The sequence below is a fragment of the Amycolatopsis jiangsuensis genome (assembly GCF_014204865.1).
Taxonomy (GTDB): Bacteria; Actinomycetota; Actinomycetes; order Mycobacteriales; family Pseudonocardiaceae; genus Amycolatopsis; species Amycolatopsis jiangsuensis.
This window is the reverse complement of sequence record NZ_JACHMG010000001.1, coordinates 2,692,671-2,716,301: the sequence shown is the minus strand read 5'-3', so window position 1 is coordinate 2,716,301 and position 23,631 is coordinate 2,692,671. Positions and strand designations below refer to the sequence as shown.

Here is a 23,631-nt window from a genome sequence, read left to right as displayed (position 1 = left end):
TCAGAACTGCCGCGAGTACAGCCGTAACCGGAGGGATCCGGCACGTTCGTCGAACGCGACGCGCCGGCCGTACCGCACATTCCGTGGTACCGCGTCACCACCGGTTTCGACCAGCCAGACGCGGTTTGCCGCGCCCACCCGCCGGGCCAGGGTGTCCGGGTCCACTTCGGTGCCGCGCAGCGTGCCCGACGCGGCCGGCGACCTGTCCAGCGCGAGGTCGTCGAGGCGGCCGAACGCCTCCGGGTATGCGGAGGCGAACTCGCGGGGCAGGTCGGGATAGTGGCAGGAAGGACAGTGGTAGAGCACGCCGTCACCGGGTCGCGCGTGCTGGTCGAGAGCTTGCGCGGCGGCTCTGATGTCCTCACCGTGGCCGTCCTGCCCGCGCTCGGCCAGCTGTACCGGAAGACCGAGCGCGGCCACCAGGAGCAGTGCGATCACCCGGTGCGGCCACGCCGTCCTTGCCAGCCCCGCGCCGATCGCCAGGGCCAGCGCGGGCAGGCAGAATGCCAGGTACCGCGGCACGTACACCGGCACCGCCAGACGAGCCGCGAGCAACAGCAGCACCGGCGGAGCGATCAGCCAGGGCAGGGACAGCCACGCCGGACCCCGGAAGCGCAGGCCCAGTCCCACGAGAACACCCATCAGCGCGGCCGCACCGGACGAACCGGCCAGCCAGACCACGAGGTCCCCACCCGCGGACGCGTCCGGCGCGGCGACCCAGCCCAGCTGGTCGCGTTGCTGCCAGGCCAGGATCGCGATCGGTACCGCGGGAAGGCAGCCGAGCGCGGCCGGTACCGCCCAGGCGCGCAGCCGGGACCTCGCCGTGCCGAGCAGGTAGAGCGCGTGCCCGGCCAGCAGCAGCAGACCGAACAGGTTCAGCGTGCCGAGCGCGGCGACCGCCCAGCCGTAGCCGGTCAGACCGCGCCGGGGCTCAGTGCCCCCGCGTACCAGTAGCCAACTCGCCAGTACCGCGCAGGCGAGGACGAGCGCGTAGGACCGCGCTTCCTGTGCGTACCTGCTGACTTGCGGCAGCACCGCGAAAACGAGTCCGGCGAGCAGCCCGGTCGCCCGACTCTGCAGACGCCGGCCGATCGCCGAGATCCCGGCCGCCGCGGCGGCCATGGCCAGCACCGACGGCAGCCGGAGCACGATCTCCCCGGTGCCGAAGACGTGCACGACCGGCCACAGCACGACGTAGTAGCCGCCGTGTACGGCGTCGACCGTGGTCAGCATGTGCAGCAGTGCGGGAAAGGGCCGGGTCACCGCGTCCAGGGTCGCGGCTTCGTCCCGCCAGTACGACGGCGTGCCGAGGTGCCACAGCCCGATCACCACCGTGGCGAGCGCCGGGCCCACTGTCCACAGCGCGGTGCCGCGCACGGCTCGAGGGAGCGGGACCGCTTTGCCGGGCGTGCGAAGTGTGGACACCCCGCAATGCTGGCGAGCGGAGTTCAGACCTGCGCGGGAGAACTGTGGGAGTCCGGTGTGAGTCGATCGGGCAGCGGCAGCGTGATCCGCACCCGCAGGCCGCCCGACGGATGCGCGCCGGCTGTCACGGCTCCTCCGTGCACGGTGACGATCTGGGTCACGATGGCCAGGCCGAGGCCGGCTCCGGGACCCGGTGTGCCGGAGCCGGCGCGGTAGAACCGGTCGAAAATGTGCGGCAGGCGCTCGGCCGGCACCCCGGGGCCGGTGTCGGCGACCTCGATCTCGGCCATGCCGTGCCGTTCGCGCAGCGTCACCGTGGCCGTGGCGTCCTGCGGGGTGTGCGCGAGCACGTTGGCCAGCAGGTTGTCCACCGCCCGGCGCAGCAGTTCCTCGTCGCCGACCGAGAGCACGTGATCGGCGAGTTCCGTGTGCCAGCGGCGTTCCGGCGCGGCCACTCGGATCCGGTCCACGCAGCCGGCCACGAGCTCGCTCAGGTCCACCGGCTCGGAGTCCCGGGCCGGATGCTGGTCCAGCCGCGCCAGCCGGAGCATGTCGTCGACCAGCCGGCTCATCCGCCGCGACTCCAGCGCGATGCGCCGCATCACCTCGTCGACCTGGTCCGGCCCGGCCAGCGCACCCTGCTGGTACAGCTCGGCGTTGGCGCGCAGTGAGGCGAGCGGGGTGCGCAGCTCGTGGCTGGCGTCGGCGAAGAACCGGCGCATCAGCTCCTGTTCGGCCTCCCGCTCGTGTACGGATGTCTCGATCCGGGTCAGCATCCCGTTGAGCGCGTTGCCCAGTCTGCCCACTTCGCTGTGCGGATCCTGGTCGGTGACCCGCTCGGTCAGGTCACCCGCGGTGATCCGGTCGGCCTGTGCCGCCATCGTCTCGATCGGCCGCAACCCGCGCCGCAGCAACCAGAACACGCCCAGCCCGATCACCAGCACGGCGGCGACCGAGCCGAGGACCATGATCAGCCGCATCCGGTCCACAGTGCGCTCGACCGAGCCCAGGCCGGAACTGATCAGCAGCAGTCCGCCGGGCGCCGGAGCAGCCACCAGCCGCACGTCCGCCGTGCCGTCCATGGACCGGTCGGTGCGGGCTCCGCCGCCTGCGGCCAGTGCCCGCACATCCGGCGGAATCGTGGCCGAGTTCGCGTACCCGGGCACGGTGGACACGATCGAGTCGCTGACCGCCAGCGCGAGCGACTTTTCCCCGTCGCCGGGCCAGTAGAGCACCGAGTACGAGCCCACCGAGACGTAGTCGACCGGTCCGGTCGACTCGTGCAGTGCACGCAGTACATCGGGCGCTGCCAGGATCGGCCCGCGCCCGGTCGCGGGACGCTGCCGCAGCACCGAGGCCAGCACGTCGGACAGCCGGGCCTGGATGCTGTCCGCGGCCGCGTGCAGGGTGGCGTCGGTCTGGTTCATCAGATAGCTGCGCAGCCCGCCGACCGCGGCGAGGTCGAAGGCCGCCAGCGCCACCAGGACCACCGACACCACAGGGAGGAGCACCCGCAGCCGCAACCGGCTGCGCACCAGCCGCGGAAAGGACAGCCGTTCAGCGTTCATCGGTGGCCGCCGGGTGGGGCAGCCGCAGCCGGTAGCCGACGCCGCGCTGGGTGTGGATCAGGTCCTCGCCGAACTCCGCCAGCTTGCGCCGGAGATAGGCGATGTAGGTGGACACCACGGTGCTGGAGCCGCCGAAGTCGTAGGCCCACACATGATCCAGCAGCTGTCCGCGGGTCAGCACCCTGCCCGGGTTGAGCATCAGGAACCGCAGCAGCCGGAACTCGGTCGGGGACAGGTCAACCGGATGACCGGCGCGGCGTACCTCGTAGGTGTCCTGATCGAGCTCGAGATCGGCGAAGGTGAGCACCGGCCCGGTCCCGGGCGGGCGGGCGCGGCGCAGTACCGAGCGGATCCGGGCGGCCAGCTCCTCCAGCCCGAACGGTTTGGTCAGGTAGTCGTCGCCGCCGATGCTCAGCCCGGTGACCTTGTCCGCCTGGGTGTCCTTGGCGGTCAGGAAGATCACCGGCACCTGGCAGCCGTCCCGGCGCAACCTGCGCAGCACCTCGAAGCCGTCGGTATCCGGCAGCATGACGTCCAGTACCGCCAGGTCGAACGGCCGGTCCCGCAGCAGGCCGAGCGCCTCCGCGCCGGTCCCGCCGGTGGTCACCTCGAAGCCGAGGAAGCGCAACGAAGCGGCGACCGCGTCCCGAAGGAACGGTTCGTCGTCGACCACCAGCAGGTCACCGTGGTCCGGAGGCGGCTTCGGGGCCGGTTCCATGCGCGCGCTCCTCTTCGTCCCGGCTATCCGACCACACCCGGCCGCGAACGGCATGGGAACTGTGTGTGAGTTTCGTGAGAGAAACCAGCCCCGAGTAGGTCAGCTGTGCGGGGAGTGTGGGACGCCGTCACGCATTTCCGCGACCAGGGAGGCCACCACGGCCTTCAACGAACCGTCGTAACTCTTCGCCACCGCGCGCTGGCGCTGGTAGCTCGCGCCCACACGGAGAATTTCCGCGACGTCGCCCAGCTCCCGGGCGCAGTCGAGCCGGCGGGCCACCGGTTCCAGGCGCTCCAGCAGGTCGGCGAGGTCGTCGGTGACGAGGCGTTCGCGGCCGGCCGCGTCGAGGATCACGATCGCGTCGGTGCCGTAGCGGGCGGCGCGCCACTTGTTCTCCTGCACGTGCCACGGCGGCAGCACCGGCAGCGTCTCGCCCCGGTCCAGCCGGGTACTGAAGTCCTCCACCAGGCACTGGGTGAGCGCGGTGATCGCACCCACCTCATGCAGAGTGGGCAGGCCGTCGCAGACCCGCGTCTCGATCGTGCCGAAATGCGGGGCCGGCCGGATGTCCCAGCGGATCTCCGAGAAGGAGTCGATCACGCCCGTGGTGAACATGTCGTCCACGTAGTGCTCCAGCTCGGCCCATTCGCGGAACTGGAACGGCAGCCCGGCGGTGGGCAGCTGCTGGAACATCAGCGCCCGGTTCGACGCGTAGCCGGTGTCCTCACCCGACCAGTACGGCGACGACGCGGACAACGCCTGCAGGTGCGGGGCGTGGCACAGCAGGGCGTCGAGCACCGGCAGCACCTTGTCCCGGTGATCGAGCCCGACGTGCACGTGGACGCCGTAGATCAGCATCTGCCTGCCCCACCAGCGGGTGCGGTCGATCAGCTTGGCGTAGCGCTCCTCGTCGGTCACCTTCTGCCGGTACCACGACGAAAACGGGTGCGAGCCGGCGGAGAACAGCTCCACGCCGAGCGGGTCGGCCACCCGGTGCACCTCGTCCAGCGCGGCGGCCAGATCGGCCTTGACCTCGGCGACCGCGCGCCGCGCGCCGCTGATCACCTCGATCGTGTTCAGCAGCAGCTCCTGCTTGATCCGCGGGTGCTCGCAGGCGCCCTCCGGGCGCACCGCCTCGAGCAGCTTCTCCGCGACCGAGCGCAGCTCGCCGCTGCGCCGGTCCACCAGCGCCAGCTCCCATTCGGCGCCGACCGTGGAGCGCGCCGACGGGGTGAAATCGATCCGCATGCCCGTCCGGTCAGACCTGGGCGCCGTTGCTCGGGTCCGCGCCGGGCGGCGGGCCCTGGCGCACCCGCAGCAGCAGCAGTGCGATGCCGGTGGCCAGCGCCAGGATGCCCAGCGGCGTGGCCAGCGCGGGGCCGACCCCGATCAGGTTCGGCACGATCAGCAGGAGCAGCCCCACGACGAAGAACAGCAGCACCACGAACGCGCCCTTGCGCCAGCGGGGCAGCGGCGGCGGCTCCGGCGGGACGAAGTGCTCGTCGTCCTCGGCCGGGTCGTCGGAGAACACCGTCTCGTCCCAGCCGGTGCCCCCGGTGCGCCAGCCGTCCGCGCCGGGTTTCGCCGCGGCGGTGGTGGCGGGCGGGCCCGCGGCCGGTGGCTCCGGCTCGTCCTTCCCGGCGGGCGCGGGCGGATCCTCCTCGAGGAACATGCCTACGCCCTCGGCCCGCAGGTCGGCCACGATCTCGGCGAACGTGGCGTCGACGTCCTCGGGCCCGTCCTTCCCCCGGGTCATCCGGCACCCACCTGTCCCGCCCGGGGCGCCCGGGCGAAGTCGACACTCCGGCTGAAGATCAGGTCCGCGTCGTGGTCCTGGGTCGCGACGTGGAAGCTGTTCTCCAGCACCACCTCGGTCACGTCCGCGCTGGACACCCCGGACAGCACGATCCGCGCGTTCTCCGGCTCCACCACGTGGTCGACCCGGGAATGCAGCAGCAGCACCGGCTGTGTCACCTTCGGCAGGTCGGCGCGCACCTTCTTCCACAGCCGCGCGAGGCTCGCCGCGGCACGGACCGGCGTGCGCGGGTAGGCCAGCTCGGTCTCCCCGGGTTTGGCGATGTCATTCGCGATCGCCGGGACCGACGGAACCACCCGGGACAGCAGCGGCAGCAGCTTCGCGTCCGCGCTCAGCCGCGTCACCGACGGGTTGACCAGCACGAGCCCGGAAATCCATCCGAACTCCTGCGCCAGCGCCAGTGCCAGCGTGCCGCCCATGGACAGCCCGCCGACGAACACCTGGTCGCAGCCGGCGCGCAGCGCGAGCAGCTCCTCGCGGACCGCGCCGTACCAGTCCTGCCAGGTGGTGCGGTTGAGATCCGGCCAGCGGGTGCCGTGTCCGGGCAGCAGCGGGCAGCGCACCGCGAAGCCCGCCGCGGACAGGTGCTCGCCCCAGCCGCGCAGCCCGGCCGGGGTGCCGGTGAACCCGTGGCAGAGCAGGAAGCCCGCGCCGGACGTGCCGGGGAAGGCGAACGGTTCCGCGCCGGCGAGCACGCCCATGACGAACGCCCTTCCGATCGGGGTGGCGGTGGAGTCCTTCCATGCTCTCACGCCGGAGACGGGTTGTGGGGCGCGCTCCGGACGTGGTGCCAGCCGGTGACCGCTGTGAGATCGGTCGCTGCCCGGCGGTGACCGGGCCGCCGCGCGTTGTGCGGGGGACCGCCGGTTCCGTAGGCTGCACAGTCGGCGACCAGGCTGGTGAGGAAGGACTCGAGCGCGGTGCTGTACTTGCTGATGAAGTGGGTGTTCATCGGACCGCTGCTGAAGACGCTGTGGCCCACCAAGGTCGTCGGCGCGGAGAACATCCCGGAGACCGGCGGGGCCATCCTGGCCGGCAACCACCTGGCGGTGGCCGACTCGTTCTTCATGCCGCTGCGGGTCAAGCGCAAGGTCACCTTCCCGGCGAAGTCCGAGTACTTCACCGAACCGGGGTTCAAGGGCCTGCTCAAGAAGTGGTTCTTCACCGGCGTCGGCCAGTTCCCGATCGACCGCTCCGGCGGCAACGCCGCGCAGGCGGCGCTGGACACGGCCACCCGCCTGGTCACCGAAGGCCACCTGCTCGGCATCTACCCGGAGGGCACCCGCTCGCCGGACGGGCGGCTGTACAAGGGCAAGACCGGCGTCGCCCGGATCGCGCTGGAGTCCCGCGGCGTGGTGGTCCCGGTGGCCATGGTCGGCACGGACAAGGTCAACCCGATCGGCTCGAAGATGTGGTGGCCGCGCCGGCTGGAGATCCGCTTCGGCACGCCGCTGGACTTCTCCCGCTACGACGGGCTGGCCGGCGACCGGTTCATCGAACGCTCGATCACCGACGAGATCATGTACGCGCTGATGGAGCTCTCCGGCCAGGAGTACGTGGACATCTACGCGGCCAAGGCCAAGGAACTGCTCGCCGCGGAGGCGGCCGGTGCGAAGCCCTCGGTGCCCGCGCAGCCGTCGGTCCGCGAGGCCGACCGTGTGCCGCAGACCAAGGCGGGTTAGCCCGGCCGGTGCCCCTCGCCACCCTCGAGGAAGGTGCCACGCACCGCTGCTAACCTCCGCCGGTGCGTTTTTTCTACGACACCGAGTTCATCGAGGACGGCGTGACGATCGACCTGGTGTCGATCGGTGTCGTTGACGAGCGCGGCCGTGAGTTCTACGCCGTGTCCACCGATTTCGATCCGGACCGGGCCGGGCCCTGGGTCCGCGAGAACGTGCTGCCCAAACTGCCCTCGCCGGCCGACCCGGCGTGGCGCGGCCGCGAGCGGATCCGCACCGACCTGCTGGAGTTCTTCGGCAAGCCGCCCGGCGGGATCGAGCTGTGGGCCTGGTTCGCCGCCTACGACCACGTGGCGCTCGCCCAGCTGTGGGGGCCGATGCCGGCGTTGCCCCGCCAGCTGCCCCGGTTCACCCGCGACCTGCGTCAGCGGTGGGAGGACGCGGGCAAGCCGAAGCTGCCCGCGGCCCCCACCGACCAGCACGACGCACTGGCCGACGCCCGGCACAACCGGGACCGCTGGGACGTCATCGACACCGCGTTCCGCCGCCGTCCGTGACAGCCGCGAAGGCGGCCTTCACGGCTGTCAGCGGCGATCGCGGACCGCGGCGGCCAAGGTGTCCAGTAGGCCGTCGGTGGTGTCCCAGTCCAGGCAGGCGTCGGTGATCGACTGGCCGTAGGCGAGGTCGCCGCCCCTGCCGAGCACGAGTTCCTGACGTCCGGCGACGAGGTTGCTCTCCAGCATCAGCCCGGCGATCCCGCGTTCGCCGCCGGCGATCCGGGCGGCCAGCTCACGCACGACCCCGGCCTGGCGGACGTGGTCCTTGCCGCTGTTGCCGTGGCTCGCGTCGACCACCAGGCGCTGCGGCAGCCCGGACTTCGCGAGCCGGCCGAGCGTGTCGGCCACCGAGTCCGGATCGTGGTTCGGTCCGGCCGAGCTCCCGCGCAGGATCACGTGGCAGTCGGAGTTGCCCGCGGTCGTCATGAGCGCGGCGAGGCCGTCGAGGGTGATCCCGGGGAACACGTGCGACGCGGCGGCCGCGCGGGTGGCGTCCACCGCGACCTGGACGTCGCCCTCGGTCGAGTTCTTGATCCCCACCGGCATGGACAGCGCACTGCACAGCTGCCGGTGCACCTGGCTGGCCGCCGTGCGCGCGCCGATCGAACCCCAGGTCACCACGTCCGAGATGAACTGCGGGGTGATCGGGTCGAGGAACTCGCAGCCCACCGGCAACCCGAGTGCGGACACGTCGAGCAGCAGCTTCCTGGCGATCCGCAGACCCTTGTTCACCGCGAACGTGCCGTCGAGATCGGGATCGTTGATCAGGCCCTTCCAGCCCAGCGTGGTGCGCGGCTTCTCGAAGTACACGCGCATCACCACGTGCAGCTCGCCGCGCAGCTGCCCGGCCTTCTCGGCGAGCCGCCGTGCGTAGTCCAGCGCCGCGGCGGGGTCGTGCACGGAGCACGGGCCGACCATCACCGCGAGCCGGTCGTCCCGGCCGTCGAGGATGTCGAGGGTCCGCGCGCGACCGGTCTGCACGACCTCGGCCACGTCGGCGTCCACGGGATGCTCTTCGCGCAGCAGCGCGGGGGAGATCAGCGGGCTCACCGCGGTGGTGCGCTGCTGGTCGAGCGCACCAGGACCGACGGGCGCGGAGAGCAGGGAAGGGGTGGTCATGGTCGGGGGTGTTCCTCTCTGGCGAACACCGGCCCGCGGGGGACTCGCCGAGCCGGTGGGAAAACCGGCTCGGGGTGGGGTCAGCGCAGGTCGGCGCCGCCAGGCCCACCCGGGGCCGGCTTCGCAAACCAGAAATACCGCTGCACGGCGCCACCGTAGCACAGCCGGGGCCGTCTCCCGTCTCGGACCGATTCGGCAGGTGGTCCGCCCTGCACCGATCCAGACGAAGCCCGCTACGCTGGCCGCGATGTGACCCCACTCTCCACGTGACGAAGACGGAGGCAACAGATGCGTGTCGGTGTGCTGACCGGTGGCGGGGACTGCCCCGGCCTGAACGCGGTGATCCGCGCGGTGGTCCGCAAGGGCATCGAGGTGCACGGCTGGGATTTCGTCGGCTTCCGCAACGGGTGGCAGGGTCCGCTCACCGGGGACAGCCGGCCGCTGGGTCTCGCCGACGTCGAGGACATCCTCACCCGCGGGGGCACCATCCTGCGGTCCTCGCGGACCAACCCGTACAAGGTCGAGGGCGGCGTCGAGAAGATCCGCAAGGTGCTGGCCGACCAGGGCGTGGACGCGCTGGTCGCGATCGGCGGCGAGGACACCCTCGGCGTGGCGAAGCGGCTGACCGACGACGGCATCGGCGTCGTCGGCGTGCCCAAGACGATCGACAACGACCTCGGCGCCACCGACTACACGTTCGGCTTCGACACCGCGGTCTCCATCGCGACCGAGGCGATCGACCGGCTGCACACCACCGCCGAGTCGCACCACCGCGCGCTCGTGGTCGAGGTCATGGGCCGGCACGCGGGCTGGATCGCGCTGCACTCCGGCCTCGCCGGTGGCGCGAGCGTGATCCTGGTGCCGGAGCGGCAGTTCTCCGTCGACCAGGTCGTGAAGTGGGTCGAGCAGCGGTTCGAGAAGGAGTACGCGCCGATCATCGTGGTCGCCGAGGGCGCGCTGCCCGAGGGCGGCGAGGAGAAGCTGCTGACCGGGGAGAAGGACGCGTTCGGGCACGTGCGGCTCGGCGGGATCGGCACCTGGCTGGCCGACGAGATCGCCTCGCGCACCGGCAAGGAGTCGCGTGCGGTGGTGCTCGGTCACGTGCAGCGCGGTGGTACGCCGACCGCCTACGACCGGGTGCTGGCCACCCGGTTCGGCCTGCAGGCGGTGGACGCGGTGGCCGACGGCGACTTCGGTGTGATGGTCGCGCTGAAGGGCACCGACATCGTCCGGGTCAAGCTTTCCGAGGCGACTGCCGAGCTGAAGACCGTGCCCGCCGAACGGTACGAAGAAGCCGAAGTCTTCTTCGGCTGAGCACCGGCTTTTCGGGTGGGGGCAGCCCTACCCGCCGACCGGGGGCGCGCGGCATTCCGCGCGCCCCCGGTCGCTCGTTAACGTCGCTCTCGTGCGAATGTTCCTGGCAGCCATGGCTGCGCTCTCCGTCGTAGCGGTGCCCGCCGAATCCACTGTGGACGGTGTATGGCAGACCGACGGCTACCGGCAGCTGATCGAGGTCCACGCCGGGAAGCTCACCACGTACGACGTCACCGAGGTCGGCTGCCTTCCGGGTGCGGTCACCGGAACCGGCGACGGAACCACGTTCACCACCAATGAAGGTTTGGTCGCGACGCTCGACCGGCGCGCCGCCACCTTGAGCTTCGATGGCGACCTGGGTGTGCGGTCGCTGCGGCGGCTGTCGCGACTGCCCGCGGAATGCCGCTCCACTCCGTCCGCAGATCCACTGTCCACTTTTGACGTTTTCTGGCACACGTTCGCCGAGAACTACCCGTTCTTCGCCGCGAAAGGCGTCGACTGGCAGGCGCAGGGGATCTCCGCGCGTCGCGAGGTGGCTGCCCATCCGGAACAGCTGTACGACGTCCTTTGTGGACTCATCATGCCGCTGCGCGACGCCCACGTCGGCTTGTTCGCCCCCGGCAAGCGGTGCACTTCGACGCGGTCCGGCACGCCGGATCCGACGACCACCGTCCCGCGCGCGGTAGCAGTCGCCGATGCGAACCTCGGCGCGCCCGTGCGGCGCTGGGCCGAAGGTGCGATCGCGTACGCGGACCTGCCCGGCGATGCGGGATACCTGCGGATCCGGAGTTTTCAGGGCTATACCGACACTTTCGCCGGTGATCAAGCCCTGCTGGGCAAGGCGCTCGACGAGATCTTCACCGCGGAACGGGTTTCCACGCTGCGCAACCTGATCCTGGACGTGCGCGTGAACGGTGGTGGTGCCGATCCGCTCGGGCTCCAGGTCGCCGCTCGGCTCACCGACGTTCCCCATTTCGCGTACGCCAAGTGCGCCCGCAACGATCCACACGACCCGGCGCGGTTCACCTCGCCGCAGCCTTTCGTGGTCCGCCCGGCCGCCGGCCCGCGCTACACCGGTCCGCTCGCGGTGCTGATCGGCAACCTGGATGTGTCGGCGGGGGAGACCTTCGTCCAGGCGCTGGTGAACCGCCATCCGCGTCCGGTCCTCGTCGGAGCGCCCACCCAGGGCGTCTACTCGGATGTCATGGACCGCGCGCTGCCGCTGCCCGGCTGGCGGGTGGACGTGCCGAACGAGCAGTACCTGGACCCGCGGGGCCGAACCTACGACGGGACCGGAATCGGGCCGGACGTGACGGTCCCGGTCTTCACGCCGCAGGACCTCACCGCCGGCCGCGACCCGGCACTGGCCGCGGCGCGGCGGTCAGCGGGGTAGGAGTGGCTGCCGGCCGCGAAACGCGGCGTCGCGCCCTGTTTCTGCTCCGGAATTCGCTGCGTACGGTCTCTTCACGCCCTCGGGACCGCGGCCTCCGTCCGCTGGAAGCAGTCCGCGGCCGGTACCGCCATCCTGGTCTACACCAATCGAAAGCATTGACGATTGGTCTAGTCCACTTTACGGTGTGATCGTCCCCACATCCATCCGGTCCGTCACCACAGGTGACTCCCCGAAGGGAGCCCGGAATGTCCCGTCCGCGCAGCAGAAGACGCACGCTGTCCCTCCTGGCCGGCCTGGCGAGCGTGGCACTCGCCGCCGTCGCGCCGGCCGTACCCGCCACCGCCACCCCCGCCGGTCCCGCCGCGTCCGAGAGCGAGCAGGCCTCGGTCGGCAAGGTCGTCGGGTACTTCACCGATTGGGGCGTCTACCAGCGCAACTACCACGTCAAGAACATCGAGACGTCCGGTTCGGCCGCGAAGCTGACGCACATCAACTACGCGTTCGGCAACGTCACGAACGGTGGCTGCGCGGTCGGCGACTCCTTCGCCGACTACGAGAAGACCTACGACGCGGCGGGCAGCGTCGACGGTGTCGCCGACACCTGGGACCAGCCGCTCGCGGGCAGCTTCAACCAGCTGAAGAAGCTGAAGGCCCAGCATCCCGGGCTCAAGGTCATCTGGTCGTTCGGCGGCTGGAGCTGGTCGGGCGGGTTCGGGCAGGCCGCCCAGAACCCGGCCGCCTTCGCGGACTCCTGCTACAACCTGGTCAACGACCCTCGCTGGGCCGGCCTGTTCGACGGGATCGACATCGACTGGGAGTACCCGAACGCCTGCGGGCTCAGCTGCGACACCAGCGGGCCGGACGCGCTGAAGAACGTGCTTTCCGCGCTGCGCGCCAAGTTCGGCTCGTCGAAACTGGTCACCGCGGCGATCACCGCGGACGGCTCCGACGGCGGCAAGATCGACGCGGCCGACTACGCCGGGGCCGCGCAGTACGTCGACTGGTACAACGTGATGACCTACGACTTCTTCGGCGCCTGGGCAGCGCAGGGGCCGACCGCCCCGCATTCGCCGCTGACGAGCTATGACGGCATTCCCACCGCGGGCTTCTACTCCGACGCCGCGATCCAGAAGCTGAAGGCGAAGGGCGTTCCGTCCGAGAAACTGTTGCTGGGCATCGGTTTCTACGGCCGGGGCTGGACCGGTGTGACCCAGGACGCGCCCGGCGGCACCGCCACCGGACCGGCACCCGGAACCTATGAACAGGGCATCGAGGACTACAAGGTGCTCAAGTCCAGCTGCCCGGCCACCGGCACGGTCGCGGGCACCGCGTACGCCAAGTGCGGCTCGAACTGGTGGAGCTACGACACCCCGTCCACCATCGTGGGCAAGGTGTCCTACGCGAAGGACCAGGGCCTCGGCGGAGCGATGTTCTGGGAGCTCTCCGGTGACACCACCGGCGGCGAGCTGATCGGCGCGCTCGCGCAGTGACGCCTCCCCGGTGCGGCCGGCAGCGCAGGGGCGTGCCGGCCGCACCGGGGCACCACCGGACTGTCGGTGCCGCGGTTTATCGTGCGGCAGGTGAAGTTCAGCGGATTCGGGGAGCACGCCGTCGAGTTCTACGACGGGCTGCTCGCGGACAACTCCAAGCCCTACTGGGCAGACCACGTCGAAATCTACAAGACCCACGTGCGCGAGCCGATGGAGGCGCTGCTCGGCGAGCTGCAGGCCGAGTTCGGTGCCGGCTTCGGCGAGGGCAAGGTGTTCCGCCCCTACCGCGACGTGCGGTTCGCCCGCGACAAGACGCCGTACAAGACCCACTGCGGCGGGGTGATCGAGGCGGGCCGCGGCGGTGGTGCCTACTACGTCGAGCTGGGCCCGGCCGGGCTGCGCGCCGGCGGCGGCTGCTTCCACCTCGCGTCCGACCAGCTGGCCCGGTTCCGCGCCGCGGTGGACACCGAGCTGCACGGCCCGGCGCTGGAGAGGATCCTGGCCGCGTTGCGCCGGAAGGGCTGGGAAATCCTGGGCGACCGGCTCAAGTCGCGCCCGCGCGGATACGCCGAGGACCACCCGCGTCTCGATCTGCTCCGGTACCGCTCGGTGTACGCGATCCGGGCCTGGCAGCCGGACGACTTCCTGCACGAGCGCGAGGCGCTGACCCGGGTGCGCACGGCGTGGCGGCAGCTGCGCGAGTTCAACGAATGGGCCCGTGACCACGTCGGGCCGAGCGAGCAGCCCCGCCGCTGACCGGCACCGCCGTGGCCGGGACACCGGGTGCCCGGCTGAATGGTTTCCGAAGACTTCGCCACGAGTTTCGGGATCGGTACAGACGGGAGCGGGCGAAGGGACTACCCTGTCCTGACGTGAGCCGACGCGCGAAGATCGTTTGTACCCTGGGCCCCGCCACCTCCACCGCGGAGAAGATGCGGGCACTCGTCGACGCCGGAATGGACGTCGCGAGGATGAACTTCAGCCACGGCAGCCACAGTGACCACAAGCAGGTCTACGACCTGGTTCGGTCCGCGGCCGCCGAGAGTGGCCGGGCGGTCGGCATCCTCGCCGACCTGCAGGGCCCCAAGATCCGGCTGGGCACGTTCGCCAGCGGCTCGGCCGAGTGGCACACCGGCGACGTCGTCCGCATCACGGTCGAGGACGTCGTGGGCACCCACGACCGGGTCTCCACCACCTACAAGGGCCTCGCCACCGACGCCAAGCCGGGCGACCGGCTGCTGGTCGACGACGGCAAGGTCGGCCTGGTGGTCAAGGAGGTCGACGGCCAGGACGTGGTATGCGAGGTGACCGAGGGCGGCCCGGTCAGCAACAACAAGGGCGTGTCCCTTCCCGGGATGGACGTCTCGGTGCCCGCGCTGTCCGAGAAGGACATCGAGGACCTCGAGTTCGCGCTGCAGCTCGGCGTGGACTTCATCGCGCTGTCCTTCGTCCGCTCGCCCGCCGACATCGACCTGGTGCACCAGGTGATGGACCGCGCGGGCAAGGGCAGGCTGCCGGTGGTCGCGAAGATCGAGAAGCCGGAGGCGGTCTACAACCTCGAGGCCATCGTGCTGGCCTTCGACGCGGTCATGGTCGCCCGCGGTGACCTGGGTGTCGAGCTGCCGCTCGAGCAGGTGCCGCTGGTGCAGAAGCGGGCCATCCAGATCTGTCGGGAGAACGCCAAGCCGGTCATCGTCGCCACGCAGATGCTGGAGTCGATGATCAGCAACTCGCGGCCCACCCGCGCGGAGGCCTCCGACGTCGCGAACGCGGTCCTGGACGGCACCGACGCGGTCATGCTCTCCGGTGAGACCAGCGTCGGGCGGTACCCGATCGAGACGGTGCAGACGATGGGCCGCATCGTCGAGGCGGTCGAGACCGACTCGCCGATCGTCCCGCCGCTCACCCACGTGCCGCGCACCAAGCGGGGCGTGATCTCCTACGCCGCCCGCGACATCGGCGAGCGGCTCAACGCCAAGGCGCTGGTCGCGTTCACCCAGTCCGGCGACACCGTGCGCCGGCTGGCCCGGCTGCACACCCGGCTGCCGCTGATGGCGTTCACGCCGGAGCAGAACGTGCGCAGCCAGCTCGCGATGACCTGGGGCACCAGCACGCAGATCGTGCCGCGGGTGGACTCGACCGACCAGATGATCCAGCAGGTGGACCACGCGATGCTGGAAATGGGCAAGTACCAGCGCGGCGACCTCGTGGTGATCGTGGCAGGCTCCCCGCCCGGCACCGTCGGGTCGACCAACCTGATCCACGTGCACCGCCTCGGGGAAGACGACCACGCCTGACGCGGGAGACCGCGGGGTACGTTCCGGACATGACCGAAATGGCCAGGCAGGCCGCCACCGGGCTGGACACCGGTCCCGGTGGCGGCGGGCAGCCGGTGCTCGACAAGCTCGTCGCCCTGCTCGACCTCGAGCAGATCGAGGAGAACTTCTTCCGCGGGGTCTCGCCCGCGCACTCACCGGTCCGGGTGTTCGGCGGGCAGGTCGCCGGGCAGGCGCTCGTCGCGGCCGGCCGTACCGTGCCGGAGTCGCGCAGGGTGCATTCGCTGCACGCCTACTTCATCCGCGGCGGCGACCCGAGCGTGCCGATCGTGTACGAGGTGGACCGCATCCGCGACGGCCGCTCGTTCACCACCCGGCGGGTCGTCGCGATCCAGCACGGCAAGGCGATCTTCTCGCTGTCCGCCTCGTTCCAGGTCGACGAGCCGGGAATCGACCACGCCGAGACCATGCCGGACGTACCGGATCCGGAGAGCCTGCCGACGTTCGCCGAGCGCATCGAGGGTTTTCCGCTGCGCTTCACCGACCGGCCGCGCCCGATCGACGTCCGCTACGTCGGCGATCCGCCGTGGATCACCCGGACGAGCGGACAGCGGCCGCGGCACAACCGGGTGTGGATGCGGGCCGACGGGGCCCTGCCGGACCGGCAGCTGCTGCACGTCTGCGTGCTCACCTACGCCTCGGACATGACGCTGCTCGACTCCGCGCTCGCGCGCCACGGCGTGTACTGGGACGTGGACCGGGTGCTCGGCGCCAGCCTCGACCACGCGCTCTGGTTCCATCGGCCGTTCCGCGCGGACGAGTGGTTCCTCTACGACAGCACCTCGCCCAGCGCCTCGGGCGCTCGCGGGCTGGCCACCGGACGGTTCTTCAGCCGCGACGGCACGCACGTCGCCACGGTCGTGCAGGAAGGCCTGCTGCGGGTGCTCTGAGCCCTCTCGACCGAGGGAACCACGGAGAGTGGTTCCGGGGTCCGGAAAATTCCGGAACACCATACTTTCGTGGGGCCTGAATAGCCGGAAAACGCTGATGAGTAATGGCCCGACGAAAGTCGGGTGGCGCCCGGGACCGGTCGGGGGACAGCCCCGGGCACCCGACGCCGGGAAAACACCCGCGCACTCCGTGCGTTTCCCGGCGGGTCTTCGTCTACGCTGCTCAGAAGCCCTGGGCAGCCGGACGTGCACGGTGTCAGAGTACAACCGCACTCTGCATTTTGCAGTTCGGAACCGGCCCGCAGGCGACGCGGGAATTCCGCGGTGTCACCATTCCACGGACCGGCCAGGTGACTGGTTAGATATGCGGTGCGGGCAAGGGGTGCGCGCACGCGGAAGACGAACCGGAGGTGCTGTCGTGGCGAGAGGCCAGGGACCCACCGTTCGGCGCCGGAGGCTCGCCAGCGAGCTGAGAAGGCTGCGCGAAGCCGCCGATCTCACCATCGACGAGGTCGGCGAGAAGCTCGAGTGCTCCGCCTCGAAGGTGAGCCGCATCGAGACCGGGCACGTCGGCGTGACCCCGCGCGACGCCAGGGACATGCTCGCGCTGTACGGGATCACCGGCGACGAGCAGGAAGCGCTCGTGCAGCTGGCCCGCGAGGCACGCAAGCGCGGCTGGTGGCATGCCTACAACGAGGTCTTCACCGGCACCTTCGTGGGCCTGGAGGCGGATGCCAGCTCGCTGCGCGCGTTCCAGGCGCTGCTGGTGCCCGGGCTGCTGCAGACCGAGCGCTACGCGCACGCGGTGATCCGCGCCCTGCGGCCGGACGCCGAGGACGCCGAGATCCGGCGCCGCGTGGCCGCGCGCACGGCCCGCCAGGAGCTGCTGAACGAGACCCCGCCTCCGGAGTACTGGGCGGTCGTCGACGAGGCGGTGCTGCACCGCGTCGTCGACGGCCCGGAGGTGATGGCCGAGCAGCTGCACCGGATGACAGTGGTCGCCGAGAAGCCGAACGTGACCATCCAGGTGGTGCCCTTCGGGGCCGGGGCGCACCCCGGGATGGAAGGACCGTTCCTCATCATGGGCTTCCCCGAGCAGGCCGATCCCGACGTCGTCTACGTGGACGACAGCACCTCCAGCGGGCTGTACCTGGAGCAGCCCGAAGACGTCCGGCGCTACGCGCTGATGTTCGACCACCTGCGCGCAGCCGCACTGAAACCGGACGACTCGGTCGATCTGATCACCGAGGCGGCCGGCCGGTTCGCCGAGAAGGCCGCCGGCACGGGCTCAGTGCACAAACTGGAACCGAGGACACAGTGAGGAAGTGGGGATCATGATGCCGGACGCGGACCTTTCCCGGGCGCACTGGCGCAAGAGCAGCTTCAGCGGCGGCGGCAACGACTGCGTCGAGGTCGCCTTCGTCGACGGTGGCGCCGCGGTGCGCGACTCCAAGAATCCCGCAGGGGGTGCGTTGCGCCTGCCTGCCGCGGGCTGGCGAGGGCTGCTGGCCGCGGTGCGTGCCGGCGGCCCGGAATCCGCCTGAGCCCTTCCGGGCTCTGCTCGACCCCTTACCCCGGTGAACAGGCCTTCGTTGGCCGGCAGCGTGGGTAAGGGGTCGATCTGTATGCGGTGATGGGTGATCACCCGATGCGTCGGGCTGCCCCTCAGCACGAGTGTGGACGTCGTACCGAAGACGATCCGCGAAGCTGGGGAGAACCCGATGAACGCTGTATTTCTGGACGCGACCCAGGCCGAGGTCGAATACCGGGCGGCCGAGTTGCGCCGCGCCGCCCGCCGGTCCCGTCTGTCCGGCCCGAACCGGGTGCTGCACTGGATACGCAGACACCGAGCGGCCGCGGCGACGGTGCCCCGGCAGGAACGCCGCACCCCGGTGACCGGCGCCGCCCGCGGCCGTGCGTGACCGGCCGGCGGGTGTGGGGCTGCGGCTGTGTGTAGTGCTGCGGCTCGGCGGCGCGGCGGCCCGGTACCGCTCTGCCGTGTGAACCCCGGGTGCGGGGATCCGCGTGAGCCTCGGAGTGGGATCGGAGCGGCCGGGTGAAAACCGTGCCGGAACTGTCGGAGGTGTGGGACAGAATGCCTCTCGTGCCTCGTCTCGGTTCCGGAATTCCGCTCGTCGCCCGCACTCACGAGATGCGGCGGCTGCGTGCGGCCTTCGCCCGTGCCGAACGGGGCGAGGCGGGTGCGGTCCTGGTCGCGGGCGACGCGGGGGTCGGCAAGACCCGGTTGCTCGCCGCGCTCGGTGAGCATGCGGCCGGCCGCGGTGCGCTGGTGCTCACCGGCCGCTGCATCGACGTGCGCGACGGCGGCCTGCCCTACCTGCCCTTCGCCGAGGCGCTGGAGCCGCTCGGCGCGGCGGCCGATCCGGTGGTCGCGGCCGCGGTGCGGGTTCGCCCGGCGCTGCGCCGGCTGTTGCCGCAGGGCGGCGTACCGGAGCCGGCCGGCGGTGATCACGGGCAGGTGTCCGCCGGCGAGCGGGACTCCGCGCGAAGACCCCGGCCGGAACAGGATCTCGGTCAGCTCCAGCTGTTCGACGCGGTACTGGGGGTGCTGACCGAGATCGCCCGCGACCGGCCGGTGGTGCTGGTGGTCGAGGATCTGCACTGGGCCGATCCCTCCACCCGCGACCTGCTGTCGGTGCTGCTCAGCCGGCTGCGGACACAGCGGCTGCTGGTCGTGGGCAGTTACCGCGAGGAGGACGTGCACCGGCGGCATCCGCTGCGCGGCCTGCTGTCCGAGCTGGTGCGGCTGGCCACCGTCGAACGACTGGAGCTGCCGCCGTTCGCGCCGGCCGACGCGCGGGCCTTCGTGTCCGCGCTCGCCGAGGAACCGCTGCACCCGCAGGTGATCGCCGAGATCGCGGAGCGGTCGGAGGGCAACCCGTTCTTCGTCGAGGAGCTGCTGGCCAGCGGTGCCGATTGCGACGACCTGCCGGCCGGGCTCGCCGAGGTGCTCCTCGCCCGGCTGGAGCGCCTCCCGGACGAGACCCGCCGCGTGCTGCGGGTGGTCGCGGTCGCCGGCGAAGGGGTGTCGCACGCCGCGCTCGCGCAGGTGGCCGGCGTAGGCGAGCTGGAACTCGACGATGTGCTGCGCGAGGCAGTGCAGCACCACGTGCTGGTGATCGAGGACGGATTCTACGTCTTCCGGCACGCGCTGCTGCAGGAGGCCGTCTACGCGGACCTGTTGCCGGGCGAACGCACCCGGATGCACGCCGGATACGCCGCCCGCATCCGGGAAATCCCGCAGGGGCGCGGAAAAGACGCCAAGCTGGCGTACCACAGCCTGGAGAGCGGCGATTTCGGCACGGCGCTGCCCGCGTTGCTGCGGGCGATGTACGAGGCGGAGAAGCTGGGTGCGCCCGGAGCGGCGCTGCGGCACGTGGAGCGGGCGCTGTCCATCTGGGACGCGGTCCCGGAGGACATCCGCCCGGACGATGTCGACGAGGTGAAGCTCCTGCACGAGGCGTCCTACTTCTCGGGTACCTCGGGGGAGCCGGAACGCGCGGTGGCCTACGCCCGTTCGGCGGTGGACGCGCTCACGTCGGAGACTTCGCCGCCGCACGCGGCCCACACGTGGCGGCGTTACGCCGAGGCGCTGCTGGTCCTCGACGGAACGTTCGACGAGGCGATGGCCGCGATCGAACGAGCGTGGCAGCTGCTCGAGAAGGAGCAGCCGAGCGCGGCGCGGGCCTGGGTGCTGGCCGCGCGCGCCGGGTTTCTCCGCAGCGGTGACCGGCCGGACGAAGCGCTGGCGAGTGCGCTCACCGCGGTCGCCGACGCACGGTCGGTCGGTTCGGCGGGTGCCGAGGCGTCCGCGCTGGTCACGCTCGGCACGTTGGCCGATTCGTCGGGCGATGCCGCCGAGGCGCGTGAGCGGCTGGGGGAGGCCCTGCGGAAGGCGCACGACGCGGGATCGCTGAACGTGGAGCTGCGCGCGAGGTACTTTCTGGCGCTGAGTCACGACGACCAGGCCGAGCTCGAGCCCGCGCTGGCGCACGCCGCCCAGGGTGCGGCGCGGGCCGAGGAAACCGGGCTGACCTGGAGTTCCTACGGGCTGGAGCTGCGCGCCCGGCAGCTTCACCTGCGTTACCTCAGCGGCGATTGGCCGGAGCAGGACGAGGCCGGCCGGGGTGGCCGCGGGGTGTCGAGCGCGGTCGTCGCGCGAATCCTGGCCATCTGGGTGCTGTTCCTGGTGGCGCGAGGCCGGTTCGACGAGGCCGGGCAGCTGGTCGCGGAGCTGCGCCGGCTGTGGACCGCGGACATCCAGATCGCGCTGAACGCGGGCGACGCCGCGATCCAGCTCGCCGCCTGGCGCGGTGACCATGCCAAGGCTGTCGAGGGCGCTGAGGAACTCGTGGCATGGCTGGAAAAGGTCGAACCGTCGCTGCTCGGCGGCATCCGGGTGGCCGCGCTGGGCATGTCGTCGGCCGTCGCGCTGGCTGCCGAGGCGCGGGCGCGTGGTGACCAGCGCGCCGAGGAAGCGTTCGTCCGTTCCGGGCGGCGGCTGCTCGAGCACGGCCGCCGCTGCGCCACCGACGGAACTCCACGCTCGGGCACCCTCGGCCCGGAAGGCCGCGCCTGGCTGGCGCGCCTCGAAGCCGCGGCGTCCGGGCTGCACGGACAGCCGGATCCGGCGCGCTGGTCCGAAGCTGCCGAGGCGTTCGCGTACGGCGCGGTCTACGAACAGGCGGTCTGCCGCTGGCACGAAGCCTCCGCGCGGCTCGCCGCCGGTCAATCGGGCACCGCCGCGTTGGAGGCCGCACACGAGGTCGCCGTGAAACTGGGTGCCACGCCGTTGCGGGACGCCGTGCGCACCCTCGCCCGCCGAGCGCGAGTGGACCTCCCCGGCGCCGAACCGGCCGCGAGCCCGCCGGGCCCGAGCCCCCTGACCGAACGCGAACGGGACGTCCTGGAGCGGGTGGCTCTGGGCCGCACCAACCGCCAGGTAGGGGAGGAGTTGTACATCAGCGAGAAGACAGTGAGCGTGCACCTGTCCCGTGTCATGGCAAAGCTGGGCGCGAGCCGCCGCGCCGAAGCCGTAGCCATCGCCTACGACCGTGGCCTGCTCACCACCCCAGCCGAATAACGCTCACCCCGGCACAGACGGCTTCGCTGCACACCGGTCGCTGCCCCCTGGCACTAGCCACCGACTGAACCCACGGCGGCACAGCGTCCACCGAGCCCGGTCCCGGTTCGGATGGGTGCAGCATCAACCCGTACCGGGCCACGACGCGTTGTGGCCCCGGCCCGTGCTTGTCAGGGCCACTGTCGTCCGCCGTGCGAGTGGGGTCGTTAGCCCGAGGTTGTTGTCGGCAACGGGAAAGTCCGCACGCGGCCTCGTCCGCCGTGCCCGCCCAGCCGCGCGGAGTCGTCGGCGCCGGGCCGATCGGATGGTTCAGCGGCCGGGCAGACGGCGCAGCAGCTTCATGCTCACCGACATCAGCCGCGCCCACAATGATCCCGGTACCGGTTTCGGTGGGCGCAGAGCCAGGCCGCGCTGGATGGCGATCGACTGCGCTTCGGTGTACTTGAGCAGCCCCTCGGCTCCGTTGCGGCGGCCCGCGCCGGACTCCTTCATTCCGCCCATCGGGACGCCGACCGTCCCGAACGTGGCGGCGTAACCCTCGTTCACGTTGACCGTGCCCGCTTTCAGCCGGGCCCCCACCTCCCAGCCGGCGCGGCCGTTGCGCGTCCAGACGCTCGCGTTGAGGCCGAACGGGGTGTCGTTGGCGCGTTCGATCGCATCGGCGACGTCGGTGAAGCCGTAAATCGACACGACCGGCCCGAAGGTCTCGTCCGCAAACGGCACCATCTCCGGCGTCACGTCCGTCAGCACGGTCGGCTCGTAGAACAGCGGGCCGAGGTCCGGTCGCGCACGGCCGCCGGTGAGTACCCGTGCGCCCTTGGCCCGGGCATCCTCGACGTGCGCGGTCACCGTCGCCAGCTGGCTTTCCGAGGTCAACGACCCCATGCCGGCGTGGTAGTCCAACGCGCCGCCCAGCTTGAGGGCCTCCGTGCGCGCGACGAACGCCCGGGTGAACTCCTCGCGGACGCTCTCGTGCACGTAGATCCGCTCCACTGACACGCACAACTGCCCGGCCGAGGAGAAGCACGCGGTGACCGCCCCGGTCGCGGCCTTGGCCACGTCCGCGTCCGGCAGCACGATCATCGGGTTCTTGCCGCCCAGTTCGAGCGAATAGCCGGTGAGCCGACGGGAAATCCGGCTCGCCAGGTCCTTGCCGGTCGGGGTCGATCCGGTGAAGCACAGGTAGTCGCATTCCTCGACCAGCGCGTCGCCGATCCGCGAACCCCGCCCGAGCACGATCTGCCACAGTCCCGCGGGCAGCCCGGCCTCCTCAGCCAGTTCCTGCAGCCAGAGCGCGGACAGCGCGGTCTGGTTGTCCGGCTTCTGCACCACCGCGTTGCCCGCCGCGAGTGCCGGGAAGACATCCATCGCGGTCAGCGCGAGCGGGTAGTTCCACGGCGAGATGATCCCGACCACGCCCTTGGGATGACGCAGTTCACCGGCTTTCGTCAGCGCCGGGATCACGCCCGCCTGTCGCCGCGGCGACAGGATTTTCGCGCTGTGCTTGCCATAGAACGCCGCGACCAGCGCGGTGGCGCTGACCTCGTCGAACGCGTCGATCCGCGCCTTGCCGGCCTCCACCTGGACCAGGTCGAGGACTTCCGCCTGCCGGTCGAGCAGGAGGTCGTGCAGCCGCACCAGGAACCGCTGCCGCTGCGCGACCGACGTCGCGGACCACTCGCGCTGCGCCTCTCGCGCGGCGGCGAACGCGGCCCGGACCTCGCCGTCGTCGGCCTGCGGAAGCGAAGTGACCGGCTGCCCGGTGAACGGCGCGAGCATCCGCACGGGCGCCGCATCCGCACCCCCGGTCACCCGCGCCACGAGCGCGGCAGCACGGGCCGCGGTGGGCGCCCCCGCCACCCCGCCGACGGTTGAAGGCAAGTCCTGCCCGGCCGCAGGGTCCGCGGGGCTCGTCCTGGTCACTCGGGCACCTTCCTTCCACGCCGAACGGAGTTACCGACGAGTACACCATACCGCCGGTATGGAAACCAGCGGAGTTCTCCACGCTCGGACGGTGCCGCCGGCCCGGAGAGACCATGGGGGACGGTGCTGCCTGCGCCACGGGAGTTGCCGGCTGCCAGGACCGCCGAAGACTGCCGGGGCTGCTGGGATTGCCGGCTACGGGTATGGTTGCCGGGGTTGTCACGGCTCGTGTGGCGCTGCGGTCGCCGGGGTCGCCTCGGGCCGGCAGGCCTCTTGTGTTGCTGGGGATGGCCGAAGTC

The 23,631-nt window shown here is 71.3% G+C and carries 20 protein-coding genes; 12 read left to right on the top strand and 8 right to left on the bottom strand.

The features are described from left to right. The 6 genes from BJY18_RS11870 to BJY18_RS11845 all read right to left on the bottom strand — a co-directional run bounded on the left by BJY18_RS11870 (nucleotide 1) and on the right by BJY18_RS11845 (nucleotide 6,228). The gene (locus BJY18_RS11870; RefSeq protein WP_184780024.1) at nucleotides 1-1,425 is read right to left on the bottom strand and encodes a glycosyltransferase family 39 protein; all 1,425 of its coding nucleotides are present in this window, start codon (nucleotides 1,423-1,425) and stop codon (nucleotides 1-3) included. Nucleotides 1,426-1,448: 23 nt separating this feature from the next. Beyond that, nucleotides 1,449-2,993 (bottom strand): sensor histidine kinase, encoded by a 1,545-nt coding sequence (locus tag BJY18_RS11865; protein WP_184780023.1) that lies wholly within the window; start codon nucleotides 2,991-2,993, stop codon nucleotides 1,449-1,451. Next, nucleotides 2,983-3,711, bottom strand: a complete 729-nt coding sequence (locus tag BJY18_RS11860) for a response regulator transcription factor (protein WP_184780022.1) — start codon at nucleotides 3,709-3,711, stop codon at nucleotides 2,983-2,985. The genes BJY18_RS11865 and BJY18_RS11860 overlap by 11 nt, the downstream gene beginning before the upstream one ends. Nucleotides 3,712-3,810: 99 nt before the next feature. Then, a complete protein-coding gene (locus BJY18_RS11855; protein ID WP_184780021.1) occupies nucleotides 3,811-4,959 on the bottom strand; it encodes a glutamate--cysteine ligase in 1,149 nt (382 codons plus the stop codon). 10 nt (nucleotides 4,960-4,969) lie between these two features. Continuing rightward, on the bottom strand, nucleotides 4,970-5,467 hold the full coding sequence (locus BJY18_RS11850; RefSeq protein WP_184780020.1) for a hypothetical protein: 498 nt from the start codon (nucleotides 5,465-5,467) through the stop codon (nucleotides 4,970-4,972). Then, on the bottom strand, nucleotides 5,464-6,228 hold the full coding sequence (locus tag BJY18_RS11845) for an alpha/beta hydrolase (RefSeq protein WP_184784572.1): 765 nt from the start codon (nucleotides 6,226-6,228) through the stop codon (nucleotides 5,464-5,466). Before BJY18_RS11845 ends, BJY18_RS11850 begins: the two co-directional genes overlap by 4 nt. 219 nt (nucleotides 6,229-6,447) lie before the next feature. Here BJY18_RS11845 and BJY18_RS11840 point away from each other — a divergent pair, with 219 nt between their 5' ends. Further along, a complete protein-coding gene (locus BJY18_RS11840) occupies nucleotides 6,448-7,209 on the top strand; it encodes a lysophospholipid acyltransferase family protein (protein WP_184784571.1) in 762 nt (253 codons plus the stop codon). Nucleotides 7,210-7,271: 62 nt separating this feature from the next. Beyond that, complete coding sequence (locus BJY18_RS11835; protein WP_184780019.1) at nucleotides 7,272-7,763, top strand: polyadenylate-specific 3'-exoribonuclease AS; 492 nt, start codon at nucleotides 7,272-7,274, stop codon at nucleotides 7,761-7,763. Between the two features lie 27 nt (nucleotides 7,764-7,790). On the opposite strand, the gene BJY18_RS11830 is transcribed toward BJY18_RS11835, so the two are convergent. Further along, nucleotides 7,791-8,882 carry a 3-deoxy-7-phosphoheptulonate synthase gene (locus BJY18_RS11830; protein ID WP_184780018.1) on the bottom strand — a complete coding sequence of 364 codons (1,092 nt, stop codon included), beginning with the start codon at nucleotides 8,880-8,882 and terminating at the stop codon, nucleotides 7,791-7,793. Nucleotides 8,883-9,170: 288 nt separating this feature from the next. Between BJY18_RS11830 and BJY18_RS11825 the strand changes: the two genes are divergently transcribed. The 10 genes from BJY18_RS11825 to BJY18_RS11780 all read left to right on the top strand — a co-directional run bounded on the left by BJY18_RS11825 (nucleotide 9,171) and on the right by BJY18_RS11780 (nucleotide 21,409). Beyond that, nucleotides 9,171-10,196 (top strand): 6-phosphofructokinase, encoded by a 1,026-nt coding sequence (locus tag BJY18_RS11825; protein ID WP_184780017.1) that lies wholly within the window; start codon nucleotides 9,171-9,173, stop codon nucleotides 10,194-10,196. Between the two features lie 97 nt (nucleotides 10,197-10,293). Continuing rightward, the gene (locus tag BJY18_RS11820; protein ID WP_184784570.1) at nucleotides 10,294-11,589 is read left to right on the top strand and encodes a S41 family peptidase; all 1,296 of its coding nucleotides are present in this window, start codon (nucleotides 10,294-10,296) and stop codon (nucleotides 11,587-11,589) included. A gap of 245 nt (nucleotides 11,590-11,834) precedes the next feature. Continuing rightward, complete coding sequence (locus BJY18_RS11815; RefSeq protein ID WP_184780016.1) at nucleotides 11,835-13,079, top strand: glycoside hydrolase family 18 protein; 1,245 nt, start codon at nucleotides 11,835-11,837, stop codon at nucleotides 13,077-13,079. Between the two features lie 90 nt (nucleotides 13,080-13,169). Beyond that, nucleotides 13,170-13,835, top strand: coding sequence for a DUF2461 domain-containing protein (locus BJY18_RS11810; RefSeq protein WP_184780015.1), 666 nt, complete (start codon nucleotides 13,170-13,172; stop codon nucleotides 13,833-13,835). Nucleotides 13,836-13,951: 116 nt separating this feature from the next. Continuing rightward, nucleotides 13,952-15,376, top strand: a complete 1,425-nt coding sequence (gene pyk / locus BJY18_RS11805; RefSeq protein WP_184780014.1) for a pyruvate kinase — start codon at nucleotides 13,952-13,954, stop codon at nucleotides 15,374-15,376. Between the two features lie 29 nt (nucleotides 15,377-15,405). After that, on the top strand, nucleotides 15,406-16,305 hold the full coding sequence (locus tag BJY18_RS11800) for an acyl-CoA thioesterase (protein ID WP_184780013.1): 900 nt from the start codon (nucleotides 15,406-15,408) through the stop codon (nucleotides 16,303-16,305). Between the two features lie 418 nt (nucleotides 16,306-16,723). Next, nucleotides 16,724-17,626, top strand: a complete 903-nt coding sequence (locus BJY18_RS11795; RefSeq protein ID WP_184780012.1) for a helix-turn-helix domain-containing protein — start codon at nucleotides 16,724-16,726, stop codon at nucleotides 17,624-17,626. A gap of 13 nt (nucleotides 17,627-17,639) precedes the next feature. After that, entirely contained in the window at nucleotides 17,640-17,849 is a 210-nt protein-coding gene (locus BJY18_RS11790) for a DUF397 domain-containing protein (protein ID WP_184784569.1), read from the top strand. 177 nt (nucleotides 17,850-18,026) lie between these two features. Next, complete coding sequence (locus BJY18_RS11785; protein WP_221457685.1) at nucleotides 18,027-18,227, top strand: hypothetical protein; 201 nt, start codon at nucleotides 18,027-18,029, stop codon at nucleotides 18,225-18,227. A gap of 173 nt (nucleotides 18,228-18,400) precedes the next feature. After that, nucleotides 18,401-21,409 (top strand): helix-turn-helix transcriptional regulator, encoded by a 3,009-nt coding sequence (locus BJY18_RS11780; RefSeq protein WP_184780011.1) that lies wholly within the window; start codon nucleotides 18,401-18,403, stop codon nucleotides 21,407-21,409. A gap of 309 nt (nucleotides 21,410-21,718) precedes the next feature. Here BJY18_RS11780 and BJY18_RS11775 read toward each other — a convergent pair whose 3' ends face one another. Further along, a complete protein-coding gene (locus BJY18_RS11775; protein WP_184780010.1) occupies nucleotides 21,719-23,332 on the bottom strand; it encodes a succinic semialdehyde dehydrogenase in 1,614 nt (537 codons plus the stop codon). Nucleotides 23,333-23,631: the final 299 nt, after the last annotated feature.

Coding starts and splice junctions, on each gene's coding strand:
- BJY18_RS11830 (WP_184780018.1), bottom strand. CDS start 8,882: ATGACCACCCCTTCCCTGCTCTCCGCGCCCGTCGGTCCTGGTGCGCTC.
- BJY18_RS11780 (WP_184780011.1), top strand. CDS start 18,401: ATGCCTCTCGTGCCTCGTCTCGGTTCCGGAATTCCGCTCGTCGCCCGC.
- BJY18_RS11865 (WP_184780023.1), bottom strand. CDS start 2,993: ATGAACGCTGAACGGCTGTCCTTTCCGCGGCTGGTGCGCAGCCGGTTG.
- BJY18_RS11825 (WP_184780017.1), top strand. CDS start 9,171: ATGCGTGTCGGTGTGCTGACCGGTGGCGGGGACTGCCCCGGCCTGAAC.
- BJY18_RS11785 (WP_221457685.1), top strand. CDS start 18,027: ATGAACGCTGTATTTCTGGACGCGACCCAGGCCGAGGTCGAATACCGG.
- BJY18_RS11855 (WP_184780021.1), bottom strand. CDS start 4,959: ATGCGGATCGATTTCACCCCGTCGGCGCGCTCCACGGTCGGCGCCGAA.
- BJY18_RS11815 (WP_184780016.1), top strand. CDS start 11,835: ATGTCCCGTCCGCGCAGCAGAAGACGCACGCTGTCCCTCCTGGCCGGC.
- BJY18_RS11850 (WP_184780020.1), bottom strand. CDS start 5,467: ATGACCCGGGGGAAGGACGGGCCCGAGGACGTCGACGCCACGTTCGCC.
- BJY18_RS11845 (WP_184784572.1), bottom strand. CDS start 6,228: ATGGGCGTGCTCGCCGGCGCGGAACCGTTCGCCTTCCCCGGCACGTCC.
- BJY18_RS11860 (WP_184780022.1), bottom strand. CDS start 3,711: ATGGAACCGGCCCCGAAGCCGCCTCCGGACCACGGTGACCTGCTGGTG.
- BJY18_RS11820 (WP_184784570.1), top strand. CDS start 10,294: ATGTTCCTGGCAGCCATGGCTGCGCTCTCCGTCGTAGCGGTGCCCGCC.
- BJY18_RS11790 (WP_184784569.1), top strand. CDS start 17,640: ATGATGCCGGACGCGGACCTTTCCCGGGCGCACTGGCGCAAGAGCAGC.
- BJY18_RS11800 (WP_184780013.1), top strand. CDS start 15,406: ATGACCGAAATGGCCAGGCAGGCCGCCACCGGGCTGGACACCGGTCCC.